The organism is Streptomyces griseorubiginosus (assembly GCF_036345115.1).
GTDB classification, from domain to species: domain Bacteria; phylum Actinomycetota; class Actinomycetes; order Streptomycetales; family Streptomycetaceae; genus Streptomyces; species Streptomyces griseorubiginosus_C.
Genome location: NZ_CP107766.1, coordinates 5,419,845 through 5,442,875 on the forward strand (window position 1 = coordinate 5,419,845; position 23,031 = coordinate 5,442,875).

Here is a 23,031-nt window from a genome sequence, read left to right on the forward strand (position 1 = left end):
GGGACTGGGCCGCAGGCAGGGCTTTTCGTGGTCGCGGACACATCACGCGACGACGGGATCTGGAGGCGACTGCTTCGTCCGTCAGCGGCTGCTGTGCAGGCCCTCTGTTTCTCGCGGGTACCCCTTCGCGGGCGTCTCACACGATGTCAGACGGGCCCTTCGGCCCGCTCCCCTCGGCGCCGTCCCCAGTGAGCCGCGCTCTCCCGGTCTCATCACAGGAGCAGACGAGCGGAACCGGTGTCCGCGAGCAACCGGGTGGTCTGTGCGGACGGGTGGTGCAACCGCAGGGACGCGTGGATCCCGGCGGCGCGCCGTGACGCGTCGAGGAAGACGCGCAGGCCGCTGTTGTCGCAGCGGCCGACGGTGGTCAGATCGACGTCGATGGTGGTGATGCCGTCCTGCAGGCACCGCTCCAGAGCGGCGCGTACCTGGGGCGCGGTGGCGGGGTCGATCTCGCCGGCCAGGGTGATCAGTGCCCGCCTGCCCCGGTCGTGCCGGTAGATGTTCAGCTGCGGAAGGGTCATGACGCCTCGGTTCAGCGGCGCGGCCGGGTGGCCGGTGGGGCGCCCGGGCGGTCGCCCGTGGTGCCGTGGCGCCTGAGGGGCTCTGCGGCGGCCACCGGACCGGGAGGCGCTGTACCAGTCCCCGGCGATGTTTCGTCGGCGTGCGGGAGGTCGAGCCGGTGGATCACGTAAGCCGCCGCTGTGACGAGGACGAGGCAGGCACTGACTGTCAGGTAGCCGTCCATGACGACCACCTCACATGCCGATGATCAGGCGGTCGGCCCGGCCGGAGGGACCGGCCTGCTGCGGAACGGCCGTTGACACCGACACCGCGGAGGCGCCGCCCTCGTACTCCCATGCCTCGTCCGGGTCCAGTGGTCCGGTCGTCAGGACGCCGTGCCGGGCCTCGTCCGCGGCGACGAGTGCGCTCGCGGTCAGGGGCGGGCCGTCGTGGTCGGACGCGGCTGCCATCAGCCGGGCCGCCGCCTCCGCCCCGGTCTCGGGCGGGATGATCAGCAGGTCCCAGCGGCCGGTGCCGTAGGAGAGCAGCAGCAGCTTGTGCGGGTCGATCTCCGGGGTGAACCAGCCGACCTTGACGATGTGGCCGTGCACGGGAACCTTGCGGGGGATGACCGGCCAGTGCTCCGGGTTGACGGCGATCCGGGTGATGCGACCCCACCGGGGGTCCAACACGTCGGTGAGTGCGGGCAGTTCGCTCAGCAGATCCCGGGAGCGGGGCCACCAGGCTCCGTCCAGGAGCCCGCGGGAGGTGCCGTCGGTCTTCAGGGCGAGACGCGCGGCCGGGGCTGCGACGGGCTCGGGGTGCGGCAGGGTTGGGTGCAAGGTCGCCGGCATGACGCGGACCCGTCTCCGGGCCGCCTCTGCGGCGGCCCGGGTTTCATCTTTCGCCGAGAACGACCCGACGTGGAAGCCGGTGTGCGAAATGCTCTCGGTACTGTCCACACTACTCCGCGCTCCGCCGCGGCGCGGAGCAGCGGCCGCCTGGAGTGAGTACCGGGCGCGGCCGGCGCAACGGTGTCGGACGGCGGGGGTGAGGGGTCAGCCGCGCCATTCGACCATGAGCAGCGTCGCGTCATCGCTGGTCCGCCCGCCCCTCGCCTGCTTGAGCGTGTGGGACAGGGACCGCGTCACCGCCCGGATGCCCCGTCCGGTCCTCTCCAGCTGGTTCACGCAGTCGATCAGCTGGTCCTCGCCGAACTCCTCCTCGCCGCTCCTGTGCTCCTCGACCACTCCGTCGGTGAAGCAGAGGACGCGGTCCCCGCGAGCCAGCCCCAGCTCGCTGATCCGAGGCACCGAACCGCCCAGGCCGACGGGAAGGGTCGTCGGGGCGACCAGACGCTGTGCGACGCGGTGGTCGCGGACGAGGATCGGCGGCGGGTGCCCGGCGTTGACCCATCGCACCCGCCCCGTCGTCGTGTCCAGCTGAAGCATCTGCGCGGTGACGAAATGCTCGGGGCCGAACTGCTCGGCCACGGCGCGGTCCATGAACTCGTAGATCTCCGACAGTCCGATGCCGGCGCGGCGGGCGTGGCGGTAGGCGCCGATGGCCACGGTGGCCATCGTGGCCGCGTCCAGTCCGTGCCCCATCGCGTCGATCATGACCACGTGGAGGACGTCGCCGTTCAGCGCGTAGTCGAAGCTGTCGCCGCCCACGTCGTAGGCGGGTTCCAGGATCCCGGCCACAGCGACCCGGGGCATGATCATGGCCAGCGGTGGCAGCAGGGACCACTGGATCTCGGCGGCGACGCTCATCCCCTCATCGCGTCTCACGTCGAAGAACAGGTCGGAATAGCCGTGCTTGGTCACCAGCAGGTCGGCCACCAGACCGGAGATTCTCAGCAGCAGGCGGCGGTCGTCGTCATCGACGCTGTCCAGCGTCACCGCCATGACCCCCACCTGGTCACCGCCGTCGAGCAGAGGCAGATGGACCCGGACGCCGTCCTCCTGGGGCACCTCCACGGAGACCGCGTCGAGAAAGCAGCGGCCCGCCTCGGAGCCGTCGATCACCTCGGGTTCCCCGCCGGTGAGGCCCTCACCGGGCAGCGGTACGAGCACCAACTGGCCGTAGTCCTGCAACAGCACCTGCGGACGGCGGCCACCCAGCCGGTCCACCACGTCGGCGACCAGGGGTCCGATGAGATGGGGCGGGAGTTCGTGCGCGCCGTCGAGGATCTTTCCGAGGAGCGCCTCCCCGAAGCTTTCGGACCGGTCCGGGCGCCGTCCTGCGGCCATCGCCTCACCTTCCGCGGTCACGCTTCGGGCGGGGGTGGGCCCTGATGGCGAAGGATCTGTCGGTGCCATGGCTCCATCATGCGGTCGTGTCCGCCCGGCCCGCCGTTCGGGCGGAGTCGGCCGGGCTGCTTACCCGGGTCCGGGTCCGCCTTCCGACTCCCATGTGTCCTGTCCGTCGAGGCCGCCCTCGGCGAGTGCCAGCAGGCGCGGAGCCGACAGCGGGTTCGCGGGGTCGGCAGCAGCGGTCAGCAGCCTGGTGGCCACTCGGGCCGGTTCGTCCGGGGGGATCACCAGCAGTTCCCAGCTCCCCACGGTGCCGCATTCCACGGTGATGGCGTGCGCCTCGGCGGCGGAATCGGTCAGCACCACCTCGATCACGTGGCCGGGCGCCATCACCTCCTGCGGGGCATCGGGCCAGGCGGCCGTCCCCACGGTCACGCGGGTGATGGTGCCGATGCCCGGATCCAGGGAGCCGACCAGTACGGGCAGCTCCAGTTCCAGGGCGTCGCAGCGCGGCCACCATGCGCCGTCCAGTGGGCCATGGCTGACGTCCGGCGTGAGGCGCAGCCGGGGCAAGGGCATGCGGTAGGAGTGTCCGTCACCTGGTGCCGTACCTTCGGCGGGCTTTGTGATGGCGTGCATCGTGCGATCCCGTTCCGACCCGTGCGGTTTCCGGCTGCCCGTGTCATGTCAATCGCCGGGAACGGCGCCGTCGGCATCGTGCGCCCGGAAGTTCTCGGTATGTCTCAGATTACTCCCGGCTGTGGCAGGTGGCGTGGCGGGCGGCCATCGCACTGCCGCATCACCGGCGTGCCAAGGGCTGTCCTTCGGCGGACAAGGTCAGCACGCAGGGGGCGACGGCGCCGTGCAGCCCCACGACCTCACCCATGTTCTGCCAGCCCCAGGACGAGAAGGCGGCTTGTCCTGCCTGGTCGGCAGGATGCAGCAGGGTGACCCCGAGGGAGGAGTGCAGGTCTGTGAGCAGACGCTGTTGCAGCCGGCGGGCGATGTCGCGGTGCTGTGCGTGCGGATGGGCCACGACCTGGGTGAGGACGACGAACCGTGCCCGGGAAGTGAGCCGCTGGATGATCTCCCGGAGCGTTCCGCCGCCCTGCCGGCCGTCGGAGCCGTCAGAGCCCGCCGGAAAACCGAAGGCGCAACCGACCAGCACGGTCGTCTCGGCGACCAGCAGGGCGAAGCCTGGGCGGTGGGCGGTGGCCGCCAAGCGGTGCAGGAAGTCTCCGCGGTCGTGGTATGCCTCTCCCCCGGTGCCCGCGACGGACTCGGCAGCCAGGTCGGCGATGTCCTCGCGCATGTCTTCTGCCTGCCGGCGGGTCAGTCGGCGAAGGCGGATGCCGTCCCTGAGGGCCGGCTGGTCCCGCCGACGAGCGAGGTCCTCGGGCGCCCGCGCCGCGGTACTCATGAGGTCGCTGGACGCGGTGGGCGGCACGGGACTCACGGGGGCCATGAGGAGCAGCGAAGTCGATCCGGTGGCATCGAGGAGCCGGGCGATCTGAGCGCACGGATGGTGCAGCCGCAGGCGAGCGTCGACCCGGCCGGCGCGCCGAGCTGCCGACAGGAGGACGTCCAAGCCCCTGGCGTCGCAGGAGCCGACCGTGGTCAGGTCGATGTCGATCTCGGTGACGCCGTCCAGCAGACACTGCTCCACTGCGGCCCGTAGCAGCGGCGTGGTGGCCGGCCCGATGTCACCGGCAAGCGTGACGAGCGCTTGCTCTCCTCGGTTCCGCCGATGGATGTCCAGCCGGGAAAGGGTCACCACGTCTCTCCTCGGCGGGGTTGCGGAGCTACGCAGGCGCTCCGCGCGGCTCCTGCCGTGATTGGCTCGCTGAGGTGTTCCGACCGCGGCGGACATGGTGGCGACCCGTCTCCGCGCCGACCACGGGGGCGGCCCGGATTCACTCGTCTCTCGCCGAGGACGACCCGGCGTGGGGGCCGGAGTGCGTGATGCCCTCGGTACTTCAACCGTACGTCGGCCGCAACCGGAAGCGGCTGGGTCGAAGGGCGCGCACCTCACAGCCGAGGGCCGGCGGGGTAAGGGCAGGGGCGCCACCCCGCCCCTGTCCTGTCGCGGCAGGCGCCACAGGATGTGCGCCGGCTCCGGGACCAGCGCTGGCCGCCGCGCAGTGCCCTGAACACGGCACAGCGCTGCCGCCCGCGATCGAAGCCGGACGGCAGAGCGGGTGGACGAATTGAATGCCAGCTCACTTCCGAACCCGCACGCGACGCGACCTCCGCTCACTGGGTCTCCGCACCCATCTGGGCGAAACGTTCCGCTCCGGAGGGATTTGGTCTTTGCGCGGGCCTGGGTGGCGAGGCTGTCGCCGAGGTCGGCGTAGGTCAGGGCGTGGACGCGCCCGTACTTCTCAGGATTGCGGCGGACGAGCGCGTCGCGGTGCTGTCGCTAGGGTCCGAGGTGATCGGCGAGGTCGGTGGGTGTGCGGGCCGTGTGGACGGCGACGGTGCCGGCGGCGGGGTCGCTGACGAGGGAGAAGCCGGCCTGGGGGCCGTCGTCGCGGAGCAGAGCGTCTTCGGCGGCGAGCCGGGCGCGGGCCGCTGCGGGTTTCCTTTCGTGGACTGTGGCGAAGGCGCGGGTGATGTGGAGTAGCGCCTCGATCTGGCCGTCCACGTGGCCGAGTGCACGGCTGAGGGTGCCTTCGACGAGGTCGACGCGATGATGGGGCTGGAAGGCCCGCAAGGCCGCCGAGAACATGGCCGTCCTGGACGTCGGTGCCGCGTGATGTGTGCCTGACCTGTGCCGGAGCGCCGTATGCGAAGGGGCACCCACCCGTGCTGATGCGGTGGGGTGCCCCTCGCGTCGTTCTCGGATCAGGTCAGTCGCGGCCGGCGGCCTTCCTCCCGGGCTCGGTCGATCGCAGCAGCGGCCGCATCCCAGCCAGCTGCTCGATCTCCTCAGGTACCTCGCGCTCGTCGAGGAGGCAGGGCCTTCCGCCGACGAGGTGAGTGGTCACCTTCCAGCCGAGACGTCGTCCCGCCTCCCACCAGGGCGCACCCGGCGAGCACACAGCCCTCCGCCATGCCCTTGACGATCGCGGCGACCCGCTCGGGGTGGACCTTGCCGGATCAGCCTGCTCCGCGCCCGCGTTCGGCCTCGACACCTCCAACAGCTTCTCGACCGGCCTGCGCACCCCCGGACCGGGTCCCGCGTCAGATCGGGCGCCTTGCTTTCGGGCCTCGCAGCCTGAGCGGTGCGCGGGTGAGCGGCTGCCATGTCCACCGAGTCCTCGTGCTGTCACCGCCCCGGTGACCTGTGCGACGGCTGTGACGTGTCTCACCGGAACTCGCCCGCACCGTACGTCAGTTCAAGACGTGACCACAGATATGCGAACCCGGGTGCGAAACGGAGATCCGGACGCCTTCGCGGAACTCTTCGACGAGTGCGCCCGCGCGGTGTACAACCACGCCTTCCGGCTGACCGCCGACTGGTCGCTGGCCGAGGACGTGATGTCGACGACCTTCATGGAGGCGTGGCGGCGCCGCGCCTCGGTCGAGGACGAAGGCGGCTCGCTGCGGCCGTGGCTGCTGGGCATCGCCACCAACGTCGCCCGCTCCCACCACCGCAGCAACCGCCGTTACCGCAACGCGGCGAGCGCCGCGGCGGCCGCGCACGCCGCCGAGGAACGGGTCGAGGACCACGCCGAGGAGACCGCCGGCCGCCTGGACGACCGGCGCCGTATCAACGCCACGCTCGCCGCCCTCAGCCTGCTCAAGCGTCCCGAGCGCGAGGTCCTGACGCTGTGCCTGTGGGAGGGGATGGAGTACGCCGAGGCGGCCCGCGCCCTCGGCATCCCGGTCGGCACCGTCCGCTCCCGCCTCTCCCGCGCCCGCGCCCGGCTGCGCAAGCTCGCCGACGCGCAACTGCTCGGAGAAAAACGGGAACCCACCCGCACGAACCGGCAGATAACAGGTGATCGCGGATACGCGGTCCGGTCCGCACAGGAAGGAAACCGATGAACGCCAGCCCCTCCCACCGGCCCCACCCGGCCGAGTGGACGGAGACGCAGAGTCTGCTGCCCTCCGCCGAGCGGGATCTGCCGGCGGGCCGCCACCAGTTCCACAAGGAGCAGATGATGGCCCGGATCCACGAAGACCTCCGCACCCCCTCCCGCACGTCCGCCACCTCCCCGGTCGCGCCTGTGAAGCGCTCCAACCCGTTCCTGCGCCGTGCGATCCTCCTGCCCGCCGCGGCCCTCGCCCTGGCCGGCGCGGTCGCGGGCGGCCTCGCCCTCACCGGCGGCGGCGCGGACGACGGCCGCACCGCCCTGGCCACCGGCCCCGCACTGACCACCCGGATCGGCGCCGCCGACGCCAAGGGCGCCCCCCAGCTCCTCGACCGCATCTCCCTGGCCGCCGCCGACACCTCCGAGCCCACCGCGCACAAAGGCCAGTACGTCTACATCGCCTCGAAGGTGGCCGACACCTACATCAAGACCGTCGGCGACAAGAGCAAGGCGGTCAGCAGCGAGCTGCACTCCCGCCAGGTCTGGAACTCCCTCGACGGCAGGGACGGCTGGTTGATCGAGGCCGGTGAGACCGGCGACAAGGGCATCACCCTGAAGGGCGACGTCCCCTTCAGCGGCGCCTACAACGCCCTGGCCAAGCTGCCGACCGACCCCGCGGCGCTGCTGCGGAAGATCTACCAGGAGTCGGACGCCGTCCGGGACCCCGAAGTCCCGCGCGACCAGGCCGCCTTCGTCGCGATCGGCGATCTGCTGTTCGAGAGCTACCCGCCCGCTGAGGTCGGCGCCGCCCTCTACAAGGCCGCGGCCAAGATCCCCGGCGTCGTCGCGGTGAATGACGCGGTCGACGCCACCGGCCGGCACGGGGTCGCGATCGCGCGGGAGAATGACGGCGAGCGCATCGAGTGGATCTTCGACAAGAAGACCCTGCGGTTCCTCGGCGAGCGCATCGTGGTGGTCAAGGCCACGGCGGGCAATCCCCTCAAGATCGGTACCGTCACGCACACCAGCGCGATCACCGAGCGCGCGGTCGTCGACGCCAACAAGCAGCTCCCCGGGCAGGTGAGCTGAATGCGCGACAGAACCACGAGCGCCTCACTGGCCGCCCTGCTGGTGGCGGGGCTGATGACGGGCGTCTCGGTGGCGGCCACGGGCTCCGGCCTCGGCGTACGGACGGAGGACACCGTCACGGTCGCGGCGCCCGGCGGCTCCGCCCTCGGCGCGGCCCCCGGCAGCCCCGCCCTCGGCTCCCGGACCGCCGGCTCCGCTTCCGGCGCGCGGACCACCGGCTCCGCCTCCGCGGCCGGCCGGTACGTCACCCTCCTCACCGGCGACCGGGTCCGGTTGGACGCCCGGGGCCGGGTGACGGGCGTACGGCGGGCACCGGGCCGTGAGCACGTCCCGGTGTCCGTGCGCGGCGTCGGGGGCGATCAGTACGTCGTTCCCGCCGACGCCGCCGCCCTGATCGGTCAAGGCGTCCTGGACATGCGGCTGTTCGACGTCAGCGGCCTGATACGCGCCGGCTACGACGACACCCGGCGCGGCACGCTCCCGCTGATCGTGTCGTACGAGGGCAAGTCCGCCCAGCGCAGGAGCACTCAGAAGTCACTGGTCGCGGACGCCGACGCCACCGTGCGCCGGGAGCTGCCCAGCGTGGCGGGCGCCGCGATCACCGTGCCCAAGGCCGGGGCCGACGACATGTGGCAGGCCCTCACCGAGGAGCAGGGAGTCGCGCGGGTCTGGCTGGACGGCCGGTTCAAGGCGCCGGCGGACGAAGAGGGCGCGACGGCCGGGGAGGCGGCGGCGGCCGGGGAGACGGCGAAGACCGGGGAGACGGCGAAGATCGGGGAGGCGGCGAAGGCCGGGGAGACGGGCGGCGGCGTCGCGCAGATCGGCGCCCCCGCCGCCTGGGCGGCCGGATACGACGGGAGGGGCGTCAAGGTCGCCGTCCTGGACACCGGCATCGACACGACCCACCCGGACCTCGCCTCGGCGGTGAAGGCCTCGAAGAACTTCACCGGCACCGGCAGCACCGACGACATGGCGGGCCACGGCACTCATGTGGCCGCGACGCTGGCGGGCTCCGGCGCACGGTCCGGCGGCCGGTACAAGGGCGTCGCGCCCGGCGCCGGGATCCTCGACGCCAAGGTGCTGGACGACAGCGGCGAGGGCAGCGACTCCGGCGTCATCGCCGGCCTGGAGTGGGCCGCCGGGCAGGGCGCCAAGGTGGCCAACCTCAGCCTGGGCCAGGAGGACACGCCGGGGGAGGACCCGGTCGAGGCGGCGGTGAACGCCCTCTCGAAGAGCACCGGCATGCTCACCGTCGCCGCGGCCGGCAACGAGGGCCCCGACGCGGGAACCGTCGGCTCCCCGGGGGCCGCGGAGTCGGCGCTCACCGTGGGCGCCGTCGACGGCGAGCACCGGCTCGCCGACTTCTCCAGCACCGGCCCGACCGCCGACAGCGCGCTGAAACCGGACCTCACGGCGCCGGGCGTGGACGTCGTCTCGGCGAGGGCGGCGCACGGCCACATGGGCGACCCGGCCGCCGACGGCTATGTCTCCATGTCCGGTACGTCGATGGCGACGCCGCATGCCGCGGGGGCGGCCGCGATCCTCGCCCAGCGGCACCCCGACTGGACCGGCGCACGGATCAAGCAGGCGCTCACCGCGTCCACCACCCCGACCACCGGCGCGACCGGCTACCAGCAGGGGACGGGCCGGCTCGACGTGTCCCGGGCACTTCAGGGGGTGGTGGCGAGCGAACAGACGTCCGTGTCCTTCGGCAAGCAGCGGTGGCCCCACACCGACGACCGGCCGGTCACCCAGCACATCACCTACCGCAACGACGGCGACCACCCCGTCACCCTGGACCTGACGGCCACCGCGACCGGCCCCGGAGGCAGCACGGCCCCCGCAGGCATGTTCACGCTGAGCACCACCCAGCTCACCGTCCCGGCGGGCGGCACCGCCGACGTCGACCTCACCGCGGACACCCGCGTCGAGGCGGCGGACGGCGCCTACTCGGGCACGCTGGTCGCCACCGCACGGGACGGCGCGGAACCCGCTGTCGTACGGACCGCGTTCGGCGTCATACGGGAGGCCGAGGCATACGACCTCACCCTGAAGTTCCTCGACAGCGGCGGCCGGCCCGTGAGCGCGCCGCTGACCGAGATCCTCGGGTACTCGGGCACGTACTGGACCACGAACCTCGCGGACTACGAGCAGATCTCCAAGGGCGTGTACCGGGTGCGGGTCCCGCGCGGCGACTACGTCGTGGACACCGTGTTGGACGACGCCGGGGGCACCTCCGCGCTGGTCCGGCCGCGGCTCTCGCTGACCGGGGACACCACGGTCGTCCTCGACGCGCGCAAGGCGAAGCCGGTCGGGATCACCGCGCCGCGGGGCGCGAAGATGTCCGACGGCCAGCTCAACCTCGCCGTGGGCACCGGAGACACCGGGAGCGAACCGCACAACAGCACCCTGTTCTGGGGAACGTTCAAGAACCTGCGCACAGCGACGCTGGGACCGACCGCCCCGGCCGGGAGGCTCAGCACGCAGCTCGGCGGCCTCTGGCAGAAGGGCAGCACCACCTACCACCTGCTCCACAACCTGCCCGACCGCTTCCCCACCGGCTATCGGCATACCACGCGCATGGACGAACTGGCCCTGCTGAAGCGGAACTTCGGCTCGTCCGTCGCGCACCGGAAGGGCATCGTCAACGTCCTGTGGAGCGGCCCCACCCTGTCGCTGGGCACTGTGAGCGCGCCCTTCCCGCTGCCGACGACCGCGAAGATCTACGTCACCACGCCCAAGGGCTTCAAGTGGACGGCCAACCTGGGCCAGCGAAACGCCTCCGGGGAGGACGACGACGTCTTCTACGGCACGGAGAGCGCGAGGTCGTACCGGGCGGGCCGGACCTACGCGGCCACGTACAACGTCGGTGTCTTCAGCCCGATCACCGGCGGCCCGTACGGCGCACAGCGCGACGGCGACACCCTGGACCTGTGCGTCCCCGACCTCGCCGACGGGAGCGGACACCCCGCCTTCTCCACAGCGAAACGCCACACCACGGTCACCGCGGACGGCAGCACCCTGCTCGACAACGACGGTGACCTCTGCCAGACCGTGGAGAAACTCCCGTCCGTCCCGGCCCGCTACACGATCCGAACGAACCTGACCCGCCCGCCAGGCGTGGCCGTGACCACGAGCCGCCTGACAGCGGCCTGGACCTTCACGTCCAGCCCGTCCGACTCCGGCTCGCTGCCCCTCTCCACGGTCCGCTTCCACCCGAAGCTGACCCAGACCGGCACGGCCCCTGCGGGCCGCCGCACCACGATCCCCCTCTCCCTCCAGGGCCCGGCGGCCACTGACCTGAAATCCCTGACGGTGAAGGTCTCCTACGACGCCGGCAGGACATGGTCCCCCGCCCCGGTGACCACCACCCACGGCAAAAGGACCCTCATCCTGACCCACCCGGAAAACGCCCGCTCGGTCTCCCTCACATCCACCCTGACCGACACCACCGGCAACACCTACGCGGTGACGATCCTGAAGGCATACCTCCTGACCTGACGTGGTCTGGACACTCCTCGACGCGGTCACGCACCATCTGGAGCCCTTCGCCGCTGCCGACCGGGACACACGTCTTCGCCGATCCGCAGAGGCGGGAAATTGCGGCGGAGCGACGACTGGGGGAAGGCTGCGGGTGCCACGGCCGAGTTGCACTTCCACGACCTTCGGCACACGGCCAACACGCTCGCCTCGACGGCGGGAGCCGGCACCCGGGAGCTGATGACGCGCATGGGCCACAGCAGCTCCCGAGCCGCGCTTGATCCACCAGCACACGACCAGCGACCGGGACCGGCCATCGCGGACCGGCTCGGGGCCGTGATCCGGGGCGGTGGGAAAGCGGCCACCCCCCGAGCCCTCCGAAAAGGATCGGGCGGACTCGTAGTGGCATGGATGTGGCACGGCGCCTGAAATGGCCAAGGGCCGGCCTTGGAGGAACCCCCTCCTGAGCTGGCCCTTCTGCCTGTGCGCCTCCGTGACTCCCTTTCGAACCCCGGTAAGCCCCTAGCGCGGCTACTGAAGGCGCTGGAACAGGCTGGTGGGGCGGCATTGCCGCAGGTAGAGCCGCTACTGCCAGATCCGGCAGTAGCGACAGAGATCCGTGAGTGCCGGATGCTGTCGCCCGACGAGGTGGCGGAGCTTGTAGAGGCGTACCGACACGGAGCTGAGATGAACGAACTGTCTCGACGGTACGGCGTCCATCGCCACACAGTAGACCGGCATCTGGAGCGCGCAGGCGTCGCCAAACGGCCAATGGTCAAGATGACAGCGGCAAGGGTCGAGCAAGCGAAAGAACTCTACGGGCAGGGACTGAGCACGAACGAAATTGGGAAGCAGTTCGGTATCAGCGGCAGCACGGTGTGGAAGGCGTTGAAGCGGGCGGGAGTGAGGATGCGAGGGCCTGCGAGCTAATGCGCCATGAGATTAGCTGGCTGGATCTGGGAGGAGATCATCCAGGCTCGGCTCGGTATCGCCGTTCAGAACTTCACCTACAGCGCTGCGCAGCATTCGAAGGCGCTTGGCATCTCCACTGAGAAGTTCCAATAGGTGAGCGTCTTCCAATTTATCGATCACTTCAGCACTAGTGAAGCCGTTTTCGGTAAGGCGCAAGTAGTGCTCACGTTCAAGACTTGCACCAGCAAGTGCAAGCGAAGCGAGACCAGCCGGAACGCCGAGCTCGAGTTGGGCAGGAATCAAAAATGAAAGGCTCGTCAAGTCTGCCGCCGGATGAATTTCGGTAGCGATACTAATAATGGCGCCGATGACATCGCGTGTCCTGTTCACGACGGCACGGACTGGCCCGATTGCGTTTCTGTCCCTCCAGTGCTGCATGACGGTTCGCTCGAGCTGCGCGGACGCAACACCATTCGTCCATAGGAGACATGCAACGGCTTTCTTTGCGCGTGCTGCCGTGGCAACTGCGTCACCATTGTTACTAAATGCGTTAATGACGCTAAATGCAACATGCTGGCGATGCAACGCACTGATGAAGGTGTTGAGTTCTGTGCGTACACCCCGGGTGTTAACCACCAGTCGTGTCTCGTCGAGCTCCTGAGTCAACTGAGCTACGGAGATAAGTGTTGCATGATTCAATTCTTCAGGCCGAACACTCCGGAGGATATTGGCTACTCGAATGGCAGATCGAACGGTAAGTCCGCTCTGAGCCACGATCACCCCGAGCGAGTTTAGGCGAATCTCATCGTTACCTACGTCGTCAATAAATCCGACGCGGCACAGTTCCTGGAGAATCTGTCCAGTGCGCTCCGGATCGAACGCATTACTCTTTCCTGACAGCCGTGCCTGGTGAGCAGCGAAGCTGTTCGACAATACCGACACAACTTCGGTACTCTGTAGCGCCCTACCTTCGACTCGTGCGGATACAATTGCCACGACCCGCAGTACTAGAGTGTATGAGTCAGCTGACGGATCAAGCAGAGTTGAGCTGACGTTCTCTGGATTGCCCCGGATGTAACGGTCCCAGATTTCGTTGGTGTTCGCAGTTCCATACGTGAGCACAATGGCACGCCCGTGTTCGACAAGGCCAAGTCGCCCAGCGCGACCCGCAATGTTCTTGTATTCCGCGACTCGATACCAAGAATACGCATCACGGCCTGTCCGTCGGCTCAATTCGGGCATGACGACCGTCTCGGCGGGCATGTTGACGCCTTGGGCCAGCGTAGTGGTGGCGACAATCACCCGGATGTGGCTGTCTGGCAACCGAAACTGCTCCTCGACCACGCGGCGTTCTTCCCGATCGAGATCGGAGATGTGGAAAGCTGTGCCTCCTTGTAGACACTGGCGTAGTTCGGCACTTGTCAGGCTCGGGTCGCCGACAGGCAAGCGCTCAAGGGCTTGTGTCGCCGGCTGAAGGCCAAGTTCAGCCGCCAGATATCTGGCAGCCCCACGGGCATCACCGCGGGTGCCTCGGATCACGACTACTTGTTGGCCGTCGGTCACGAGCTTGCGTACGAGTGGGACCAGTAGCGTTCGGGCCCTCGATTCTCCGTACTGCGGAGGGACCAGCTGCTCAATCTTCTCTTCGCCATCCGCATTGATGTACCTGTACTGGCCGTTGGCTTCAAGTACGCCTTCGTCGAGCGGGACCGGACGCTCGTCACGCCGAAGCAGGTTTGCCTCAAGCCAGCTATCCAAGCCGCCGAGATCGCCGAGCACGGCTGATAGAGCCACGATTTGCGGCTTGATGCCTTCTTCCTTACGGCTCTTGAGGAGTGTGAGTAGTAGCTCCAAATATTCGCCACGCGATCCGTCGACGATAGTCTGAACCTCATCGATGACGACTACCGATACCAAACGCAGGACGTGAGGAAACGTCAAAGCCAAGTTGCCGAATTTCTCATACGTCAAGATGGCGAGGTCGAATTGTCCTCGAAGGAGGGCGGGTACATCGTCGCCGATGTCACCGGTCGCACGAATCACGCGGAGGCCAGCTGCGCCGTAGATGCGAGTAAAACGCTCGTGCTGCTCATTGACAAGTGCCTTGGTTGGCAACAAGAAGACCGATCGGCCGCCTTTCTGTGTAGCGTTCAACGCAGCGAGCTCGCCGACCATGGTTTTGCCCGAAGAAGTCGGCGCTACAACGAGGATGTTCTCGCCCTTTAGCAAGCCCGCCTCATTGATGGCTGATTGCTGAAGCGGATTTAGTCCCGGAAGATTCGTGGACCATGCGTCCAGTACCTCGTCCGACAACCCATGTTCGGCGAGGCTACGGATGTCGCTAGTAACAGGTGCTGCGACACGTGATGGGTAGAGGGCACCGTAGCGCGGGCCTGGCGTAAAGACTGGCCAGATTACTTCGCCGTCCCATCGACCTCGAAGCGTCGGCTCCTGACGAGCCTGCGCGATACCCGATGCATTCGCCACAACCCGCTGTGTCACATACTTGAGGAGGTCGTAGAAGCTAATGCACCCGTCGTTGGCAATATCTTCCGGCCCGAGAAGCGCTTGCAGCAGGTGGTATGTCAGAAGACCATGCCCCAGACGTGAATCTTCCCAAGCTGGCTGATCTGCAGTGGACGCTGTCAGAATGATCCGTCCCGTACCCGCCATCTGGTCAAGTAGTGCCTCGGTCGATAGTGGAACGCCTCCGCGACCACCTTTCGGTAGGAGCGGAGCCTTGAGCACCTTAGCGCCTGCGCCTCCCGAGAAACAGCAATCAAGCACGACCACGAGATGTCGGGCTGGAATATTTCCAACAAGTTCAGTAAATTCGTCTAGCGCAAGGGACGTCGCAGCCAGGTTGTGTGGATCAGCGTCGTAAGTGATGAGCTCGTGAGTGTCACTTCCGTGACCCGAGAAAGCAATTACGACAGTGTCATCTTCACTGCTGGTCGTACGAAGACTAACGAGCTCAGCTCGGGTGCGTTCAAGTGTGGCATCAGCGTCAGCGACGAGCGTGCAGTCTGCTTCCCCAAGGTTGTCGGCGAACAAGGCGTTGAGGGCTGTCGCGTCGCGCACAGCGGAGGCCAAGTTGCTGATGTACGGCGACTGGTAGCGATTAATTCCAATGAAGAGCCCACGAAACCGTGGACGCCTTTTGTCACCGTCAGTCATGTCCACTGTTCCTCTGTGAGCGGTGCTTTGTTCAGCTGGTCACGAAGGCTACGCCAGTTCGGCATAAACCTATCCATGAGCTTGGTAAAACGGTTGTCGTGATGGCGTTCCAGGTAATGCGCCATCTCGTGGACGATGATGTACTCCAGGCAGGCCGGGGGCTTCTTGGCGAGCTCGACGTTGAGCCAGATGTGCCCGGTCTCGCGGTTACACGAGCCCCACTTGGTCTTCATGCGCTTGATGTTCCATCGCGGTACCGACACTTCGAGGATTGGTTCCCACTTGGTGATCAGGTCCGGGATCACGTGTCGAAGCTGTTCTCGGTACCAACGATCGAGCAGCTCGCGGCGCCGTTCTACTGTTGTGCCGGCCGGCACGTACAGCAGCAGCCGCTCACCGTCGAGTTCGAAGTGGGCGCGCCCGGGACGTTCAACGACCTTCATCCGGCGGCGAACGCCCCACACGTAGTGGGACTCGCCGGTGACCATCTCTCGTGTGGACTGGCGTGCGGCTGATTGGAGTTGCTCGCGCTGCTCTTTGATCCACGGCAGGCGTTGGATCACGGCTAGCCGCACCTGCTCATCGTCGAGCTGGTGCGGCGCAGCTACCCGAACGCGCCCAAGGGGTGGATAGACACCGATGTGCAGGTTCTTGATGTTCTTGTAGATGACGTCGATGCCGATGCCACGGATGGTGAGATAGGCACTAGCGGTACTCATGACGTGCCTTTAGTAGTTCAAGCAGTTCATCGAGCCGGTCGAAGTCGGCCGGCAATGCTTGAGCGAGCGCGCGTCTGACCTTCTTCTCCTTCATCACGTTACCTACCCATGAGTCGGGCTTGATGTGGAGGATGGTGGTATCCACCACCGCGGCCAGCTCCGGCGCCTGATCGAAGAAGTCGATCAGGGCGCGGCGGGCACCGTTGTCGGCCCACTCCGGGTACTCGGTGTCCGATTCGCCCTTACCGAGGTTGGACGCGTGCTCCAGAAGCTTCTCGAGGTACTCCTTGTAGTCCAGAGCGCCCTGCCGTCGTTCCTCGAGTATGGCGTCGAGTAGTTCCGACATCTTGTCGTAGTACTTCGGGTTCATCGGGCGCTCGTCGATGATCACCTTGCGCATGTTGTTGGTGATCGTCTCCGCCATCGCTTCGGGGTCCTTCTTGATACCCGCGGGAAGCCTGTCGAGCGCGCCAGCCCCCATCTCGACGATCAACTGGATCAGCCCAGCTTCCTGGAAGTCGGAGACCACCTCGGAGGGGCTGGCGCTGATGTACGTGTCGAGCAGGTGCCGCATGCCAGCCTCGTACTGCTTGAAGTCGACGTTCTCACCAGCACCGAGTTTCACCTCGTCGCGAACGTTGGCGTAGTGGGCGATCTCGTCCTTGATCGCTGCTGCTTCGGCGTCGCTGTATCCAGCGGCCTGCATCTCGTTAGCAAGGTTGCTGTACGCGCGGGTCACGGCCGCCACAGACTTGTAGAGCTCAACCCGCTTGGGTTCGTTGGCCTTGAGCTGCTTGGCGTTGCCCTGCTCGCGGGCGCAGAAGTACTGCTGGTACTGGAGGGTGTTCTTAGGCGGTGCGACCGGCTCGCAGAGCGCCCGGATCTTCTCCAGGGCCTCATCGAGGTCGTCACGGGCCTTGTCGATCCGATCGGACAGCAGCCCCTCGACGTCCTTTGCCTCGTAGCCTTCGAGGGCTCCGACGGTGTAGTCCGTGATGGCGGACTCGAGCGAGTTGAACAGGTCGCGATAGTCGACGATGTAGCCGTAGTCCTTGTCCTCGCCGTCAAGGCGGTTCACCCGGCAGATCGCCTGGAACAGGCCGTGGTCCTGCATCTTCTTGTCGATGTACAGGTACGTCGCGCTCGGGGCGTCGAAGCCGGTCAGGAGCTTGTCGACAACGATGAGCAGCCGCATCTGGCCCGGGTCGTTGATGAAACGTTCCTTGACCTCCCTCTCAAACTGCTCAACCTTGCTCATCGCCTTGTCGGCAGGCTCGTTGAAGTGGTCCGCGAGCATCTGCCGGTAGATCTCGTACTGGCGCAGCCGCTCGGTGGCACCGTCGCCGGAGTCCTCCTTGGAGATGTCGCTGGCCTTTGGCGTGTACGACGTGATGATGGCGCACTTGCCCTTGAACCCAGCCTGGGTGAACAGCTCGTAGAACTTACACGCTTGGTAGATGCTCGAACTGACGAGGATGGCGTTACCACGTCCGTCTGACAGACGCGGTTTGATCTCCATGTCGAGCAGGATGTCGTTGACGATCTGTCGGGCGCGCGGTTCCGAGCTGACGACCTTCTGGATGGTGCCCCAGCGCTTCTTGAGCTCGGCACGGGAGAGGTCGGTCATACCGCGGGTCTTGGCCTCAAACCACTGGTCGACCTTCGCCGGCGAGGTCAGGTCCTGGTCGATGTTGCGAGCCTCGTACCGCAAGTCGAGCACGACGCCGTCGGCAACACCTTCGTTGAACTTGTAGGTGTGGATGAAGCTGCCGAACCGCTCGACAGTCGTGTCCTTGTCTTCCTTGAGGAGAGGCGTCCCGGTGAAGCCGATAAACATGGCGCCCGGCATGAGTTCCTTCATGGCGTCGTGCATCTTGCCCGACTGCGTACGGTGGGCCTCGTCGACGAAGACGAAGATGTTGCCTTTGGCGTGGAAGTCCTTGGGGATGGTCGCTTTCAGTTCACGGATGAACTCGCTCTCAGCTTCATCGCGGGCGGCCTCGTCTTCCGAGCCGCGGAACTTGTGAACCAGCGAGCAGACCAGCCACTCCTCGCTCGCGTTCAAGGTGGCGAGGAGGTCGCCACCGCTCTTCGTGCGGTAGATAGCCTCGTTGACCCCCTGGAAGACCTTCTCGATCTGATCATCCAGTTCGGTCCGGTCAGTGATGAGGAGCACGCGGGCGTCCGGCTGGTTCTCGCGGATCCACTTGGCCAGCCACACCATCGTCAGAGACTTACCGGAGCCCTGGGTGTGCCAGATGATGCCGCCCTCGCGCTTGGCGATCCTCTCCTGAGCCGCCTTGACGCCGAAGTACTGGTTATGCCGACAGGTTTTCCTCTGCCCCGCGTCGAAGACCATAAAGTCGTGAACCAGCTCAAGCAGACGCTCCTTCGAGCAGAGCTGGGTCAAGGACCGGTCGAGAGGGTCGGCGATATCGGATGATTCACGCCACGCTAGCCAATACTTCTCCGGCGTATCGATAGCGCTGTAGCGCAGCCCTTCGACGTCGTTGCCGGCCATGATGAGCTGCACCGTCGTGAAGAACGACCGGATGAACTCGGGACGCTGATTTCCGATGCTCTGTCGAATACCTTCAGAGACGGCGACCTTCGAGCGCTTGAGCTCGATCGTCCCGAAGGCGATGCCGTTGACGTACAGCACGATGTCCGGGCGCTTCGTATGCTGCCCCAGCACCGTCACTTCCTCCGCCAGGGCGAAGTGGTTGGCTTCGGGGTGCGCCCAGTCGACAAGCCAGACCGTCTCCGTCTGCTCGCCGACACCCGGCTTGACCTTCACCCCATACCGGAGCAGGCCGTAGACGTCCCGGTTCGCCTCGTACAGGTCGCGGCCACCACCGAGCGAGGCGTCGCTCTTCAGTTTGTCGATCGCCTTGTTGATGAGGTTGTCGTTGTAGCCCCGGGCACGGAGGTTCTGCGCGAGCAATTCAACGTCGACGTTGGAGTTTGCCGCGCGATACTCCCAGTTGCCGAGGTAGTCGTAGCCCAGCGAGTCACGAAACAGAGCAACGATACGATCCTGTGTCATACGCTCGGGTTGACCGACGTTACTCATGCTGCGCCCTCCATGGCAGGTAGACGAGTACGACCGGTCAGGAGCTGTTGCATCAAACCCTGCTTGACAGCTCTGGCCTTAACGAGGCGTTTGCTGAGCACGCGCATTTCACGACTTATATCATTCACTGTGCTGGCGATAGCGCGTTGCTCCCGAATTCCTGGCAGCATGATCTGAAGTTGCGCATACTCGCGCCCGTTGATTCCTGGCTGACCGCTTCGGACGGACGTGCGCGCCACCCAGTCCCAGTACTGCGCTGTTTGCGTAACGAGGGCCAAATACGCGGGATCAAGTGCTTGTGGGTCCGGAGCCAAATTAATGAGGAAGCCGGCGTATACGAGCTCACCATCGTCCGGATTATAGAGATATGATTTACCTACACTCGCTCCAGTGCGAGCGAATACGAGTTCGCCTTCCCTAAGCAGATAGTCGGCGGAGCTTGGCTGCCGGACGCTCACTTTAGGGCGAGGTGTGAAGTTTCCAGCATCGTCGATATCGGTAATGCGAATGTAGGTATGTGCATCAATGGAATACGGAATCGCGGGCGCGTTGATTCCGTACCGTGGCGGTCGCTTCAGAAGCTCGCCGAGCCGGGCGGTGCGCCAAGGCTCGACGAAGCCGGGCATCCGAATCCTTCCGGTCAGAAGTTGCTGAATCATGCCCTGCTTGATCGCCTGCTTCTTGGCGAACATTTTCTCGAGTTTGGCAATGAATTCATCTGCTGAATCCAATGAAGCAGAAATCGCCTGCTGCTCTTTGAGAGGGAGATCGGGAATCTTGGTCTCTCTGACCTGCACCAAGCTGATCTGTGGATAAGCTTGACCAGTGATAATTGATTCGTAGTACTCGCGAATCGACGGTTGCGACAGGTAGTGATAGACGTACCCAGGGTCGAACCGCCTGTCCTTGATCCGCACTCTCGCGATGTGCTGGTTGATATTCCCCTCACCGACACCCGATAGGCGGATCACGCGGCCGACGTAGCCGGTAATCGTCATCAGAATGTCTCCGTCAGCGACCTGGCTCCGGCGTAGAACGTGATTAGCGGCTGGTGAGATGAACATTGACTGCCTCATATCCAGACCGTGTTCGGAGACGCACTCGCTGCGAAGGAACGGAACGCCTGTGGATTCCCAGGAAAAACCGTGTGTCGTAGGCGTGGATCCCTTAGTGATGAATGCTGAGATCTCCTCTAGCGTAACGCTAGCCGTTTCGGTGATCACGAGGCTTGTCATGACATGACCCCCATCTCAGTGAGGTGTCTTGTTACTTTTGATTCGAGCGCCTCAAGTGCGGCATGAATCGCATCGGCAGTTTCCGTATAGCGCTCACCCAGCTGCTGAATCCGAGCAACGAGGCCAAGTGTCAGACGGTTGGCCTCACTCGCGACACGAGTACGAACCGTGGCTGCCCACTTTTCGTCGAGCACAAGTTGCTTGATCTCAGGCTCGCTGAGGTCACCATATTTCTTGAGGGTTGCGAGATCGAGTGCAGCCTGAGCTTCCTTGGCGGCTTTCTTGGCGACAGACTCTTCGTTGTACAGCCTGATCAGGTGCTGCAGCGCCTTGATCTCTTCGGGGTCGGTTCCCTCGTGCCGGGCTACCTTGAGCCGCGTCGAAGTGAGAATCTTAGAGATCTTGCCATCATCCATAGCCTCCGCAAGCAGGCCGTCCTCGACGGCGTGTTCCTCGATGTACTCCTCGACAGCACGGCTGGCTTCCTCGGCTCCAGCGTGAAGCACGTCGACCTTGGCCTGCTCACCTGCAAAGTAGCGAGCTACGACGAGCGCCGGCGGAATGAGGTCCATCTTGTACCTGGTGGCACTGCGCCCCGACCCCACGATGAGGTCCGGAGTCTCGGAAAGCTTGCGCTCCTTGTCCTCGATAGCCTTGCGAGGTTTCGCCGCCTCACACCACCCGTCGTTCATGATGAGGAACACGTCGTCGTGCATGACGCCGTGCCAGTAGGTCATGAGCTGCTCGTAGACGTCGTACTCGTCGAGCAGGGGGGTGTTCTTGAACCGGGCCAGCAGATCGTCGCTGATACGAGCGATCAGGTCCTTGGGGACGGTGTCCGGGTTGAGCGCTTGCAGGACCGGCCGGTGCGCGGCGAACCAGTCGTCAACCTGGCCGCGTACGTCCATGGCGAACTTCTGGAACTCGTCGGAGTCCAGGATGGCCTGTTGTACCTCAGCCACGCCGACAGCCAGGTCGCTGTAGCCAGGGCGGTTCGGCTTGAAGAGCGTGGTACGAAGCCTCGGGAACGCTTCCCAGTACCCGTTGAGTGCGTCCAGGTCGTGATCCGGGATCCCGCCGTGAACGTGGGCGTGAAGGTCCTGGATGTCCTCCGGCTCGGAGGAGTCGATGTACCGCGGGATGTTGAGGTTGTAGTCGTTCTTCGGGTCGGCGATCTCGTGGAGCGGCACCATACGCGAGTAGCGCTCGACCTCGGTCTGCTTGTTGAAGACATCGACGATCTTGTGGATGTCCTGGCTCCGGAGGCGGTTCTTGTTGCCGTCCTTCATGAAGCCCTTGGAGGCATCGATCATGAAGACGCCAGTTCGCGCCTGGGCGTTCTCCTTGTCGAGGATGATGACGCAGGCCGGAATACCGGTGCCGTAGAAGAGGTTCGCAGGCAGGCCGATGATGCCCTTGATGTAGCCGCGGCGCAGAAGCTCCTTACGAATGCCTGCCTCGGCGTGACCGCGAAACAGGACCCCGTGCGGCAAGATGACCGCGGCCTTGCCTGTGCTCTTGAGTGACTTGAGGATGTGCAGCAGGAAGGCGTAGTCGCCGTTCTTCTCCGGCGGCCGACCGTACTCGAAGCGGCCGTAGTCGTTCTCCAGGCCGTTGCTCCACGATTTGATCGAGAACGGCGGGTTGGCGACGGCGAAGTCGAAGGTCTGGAGCCGTGCGCCCTGGGTGAACTGTGGGCTGGTAATTGTGTCACCCTTGCGGATGTCACGGTCCTCGTAGCCATGGAGGATCATGTTCATCTGGGCCAGCGCCCAGGTGGCGTTGTCCTTCTCCTGCCCGTAGATGGTGAGGCCGCGTGGGGCCTCATCGGCGACCTTGAGGAGCAACGAGCCGGACCCGCACGTGGGGTCGTAGACCGTGTGGTCCTGCCGAGTGCCCGCTCCGATACCGACGACCTTGGCGAGTACCCGTGAGACTTCGGCCGGGGTGTAGAACTGCCCCTTCGACTTGCCCGACTCTGTTGCGAAGTGCCGCATCAGGTACTCGTAGGCGTCGCCGAGCAGGTCGTCGCCCTCAGCGCGGCTACCTCGAAAGTCCAGGTCAGCGAAGATCGTCACCAGCTTGGAGAGGCGATCCTGCATCTCCTTGCCCTTGCCGAGCTTCTCCTCGTCGTTAAAGTCGGCCAGGTCGATTACCTTCTCAAGTCCGTTGGCTTCGGCGAGCTGGCCGATGATCTTGTTGACACGATCGCCGATCTCCTTATCACCTTTGAGGGCGACCATGTCATCGAAGGATCCGCCGACGGGGACGTCGATCAAGGAGTTCGGGTCGGACTTGGCCTTGTCCGTCACGTACTTCACGAATAGCAGCGTCAGGATGTAGTCCTTGTACTGGCTGGCATCCATGCCGCCGCGCAGCTCGTCGCAGCTCCGCCACAGCGAGCTGTACAGGTCCGACTTTTTGAGAGCCACTACCACGCCACCCCCTTGCCCGCATCGAGTCCAGAGCCAGACCGCGATCCTGCGGTGAGGTGTACGGGTGACCTGTCCATCCTTCGGCGCCCATCCTTCGCATGCCAGTGCGTGACAGTAGTGTCACTAGTGGTGATACTCCAAGCGAGTGCCTCAACGATAGCGCCGGGTACTGACA

At 65.7% G+C, this 23,031-nt stretch carries 14 protein-coding genes and 2 pseudogenes; 4 read left to right on the top strand and 12 right to left on the bottom strand.

The features are described 5' to 3' along the window. Window positions 1-212: 212 nt before the first annotated feature. The 7 genes and pseudogenes from OHN19_RS24570 to OHN19_RS24600 all read right to left on the bottom strand — a co-directional run. Window positions 213-524 carry an STAS domain-containing protein gene (locus OHN19_RS24570; protein ID WP_330266257.1) on the bottom strand — a complete coding sequence of 104 codons (312 nt, stop codon included), beginning with the start codon at window positions 522-524 and terminating at the stop codon, window positions 213-215. Between the two features lie 234 nt (window positions 525-758). After that, window positions 759-1,466 (bottom strand): DUF5994 family protein, encoded by a 708-nt coding sequence (locus OHN19_RS24575; RefSeq protein ID WP_330266258.1) that lies wholly within the window; start codon window positions 1,464-1,466, stop codon window positions 759-761. Between the two features lie 96 nt (window positions 1,467-1,562). Next, the gene (locus OHN19_RS24580; protein WP_330266259.1) at window positions 1,563-2,756 is read right to left on the bottom strand and encodes a PP2C family protein-serine/threonine phosphatase; all 1,194 of its coding nucleotides are present in this window, start codon (window positions 2,754-2,756) and stop codon (window positions 1,563-1,565) included. Window positions 2,757-2,885: 129 nt separating this feature from the next. Beyond that, window positions 2,886-3,338 carry a DUF5994 family protein gene (locus OHN19_RS24585; protein ID WP_330266260.1) on the bottom strand — a complete coding sequence of 151 codons (453 nt, stop codon included), beginning with the start codon at window positions 3,336-3,338 and terminating at the stop codon, window positions 2,886-2,888. 220 nt (window positions 3,339-3,558) lie between these two features. After that, window positions 3,559-4,533: an STAS domain-containing protein gene (locus OHN19_RS24590; protein WP_330269698.1), complete on the bottom strand. Its 975-nt coding sequence runs from the start codon at window positions 4,531-4,533 to the stop codon at window positions 3,559-3,561. Window positions 4,534-5,070: 537 nt separating this feature from the next. After that, a pseudogene (locus OHN19_RS24595) lies at window positions 5,071-5,514 on the bottom strand (tetratricopeptide repeat protein); the annotation flags it as partial. Between the two features lie 248 nt (window positions 5,515-5,762). Further along, window positions 5,763-5,855: pseudogene (locus tag OHN19_RS24600) on the bottom strand (hypothetical protein); the annotation flags it as partial. A 249-nt stretch (window positions 5,856-6,104) separates the two neighbouring features. Here OHN19_RS24600 and OHN19_RS24605 point away from each other — a divergent pair. The 4 genes from OHN19_RS24605 to OHN19_RS24620 all read left to right on the top strand — a co-directional run bounded on the left by OHN19_RS24605 (window position 6,105) and on the right by OHN19_RS24620 (window position 11,734). Next, on the top strand, window positions 6,105-6,749 hold the full coding sequence (locus OHN19_RS24605; RefSeq protein WP_330266261.1) for an RNA polymerase sigma factor: 645 nt from the start codon (window positions 6,105-6,107) through the stop codon (window positions 6,747-6,749). Then, window positions 6,746-7,825 carry a CU044_5270 family protein gene (locus OHN19_RS24610; protein ID WP_330266262.1) on the top strand — a complete coding sequence of 360 codons (1,080 nt, stop codon included), beginning with the start codon at window positions 6,746-6,748 and terminating at the stop codon, window positions 7,823-7,825. The genes OHN19_RS24605 and OHN19_RS24610 overlap by 4 nt, the downstream gene beginning before the upstream one ends. Next, window positions 7,826-11,326: a S8 family peptidase gene (locus OHN19_RS24615; protein ID WP_330266263.1), complete on the top strand. Its 3,501-nt coding sequence runs from the start codon at window positions 7,826-7,828 to the stop codon at window positions 11,324-11,326. Between the two features lie 99 nt (window positions 11,327-11,425). Beyond that, window positions 11,426-11,734, top strand: a complete 309-nt coding sequence (locus OHN19_RS24620; RefSeq protein ID WP_330266264.1) for a tyrosine-type recombinase/integrase — start codon at window positions 11,426-11,428, stop codon at window positions 11,732-11,734. Between the two features lie 513 nt (window positions 11,735-12,247). Here the strand turns inward: OHN19_RS24620 and OHN19_RS24625 are convergent. From OHN19_RS24625 to OHN19_RS24645, 5 genes are read right to left on the bottom strand one after another with little or no spacing between them, the layout of a single operon-like run. Beyond that, window positions 12,248-15,394 (bottom strand): DEAD/DEAH box helicase, encoded by a 3,147-nt coding sequence (locus OHN19_RS24625; RefSeq protein ID WP_330266265.1) that lies wholly within the window; start codon window positions 15,392-15,394, stop codon window positions 12,248-12,250. Further along, window positions 15,391-16,113: a SprT family zinc-dependent metalloprotease gene (locus OHN19_RS24630; protein WP_330266266.1), complete on the bottom strand. Its 723-nt coding sequence runs from the start codon at window positions 16,111-16,113 to the stop codon at window positions 15,391-15,393. Before OHN19_RS24630 ends, OHN19_RS24625 begins: the two co-directional genes overlap by 4 nt. Continuing rightward, window positions 16,100-19,186, bottom strand: coding sequence for a type I restriction endonuclease subunit R (locus OHN19_RS24635; protein WP_330266267.1), 3,087 nt, complete (start codon window positions 19,184-19,186; stop codon window positions 16,100-16,102). The genes OHN19_RS24630 and OHN19_RS24635 overlap by 14 nt, the downstream gene beginning before the upstream one ends. Then, window positions 19,183-20,421, bottom strand: coding sequence for a restriction endonuclease subunit S (locus OHN19_RS24640; RefSeq protein WP_330266268.1), 1,239 nt, complete (start codon window positions 20,419-20,421; stop codon window positions 19,183-19,185). The genes OHN19_RS24635 and OHN19_RS24640 overlap by 4 nt, the downstream gene beginning before the upstream one ends. Beyond that, window positions 20,418-22,859, bottom strand: coding sequence for a class I SAM-dependent DNA methyltransferase (locus OHN19_RS24645; protein ID WP_330294124.1), 2,442 nt, complete (start codon window positions 22,857-22,859; stop codon window positions 20,418-20,420). The genes OHN19_RS24640 and OHN19_RS24645 overlap by 4 nt, the downstream gene beginning before the upstream one ends. Window positions 22,860-23,031 lie beyond the last annotated feature (172 nt).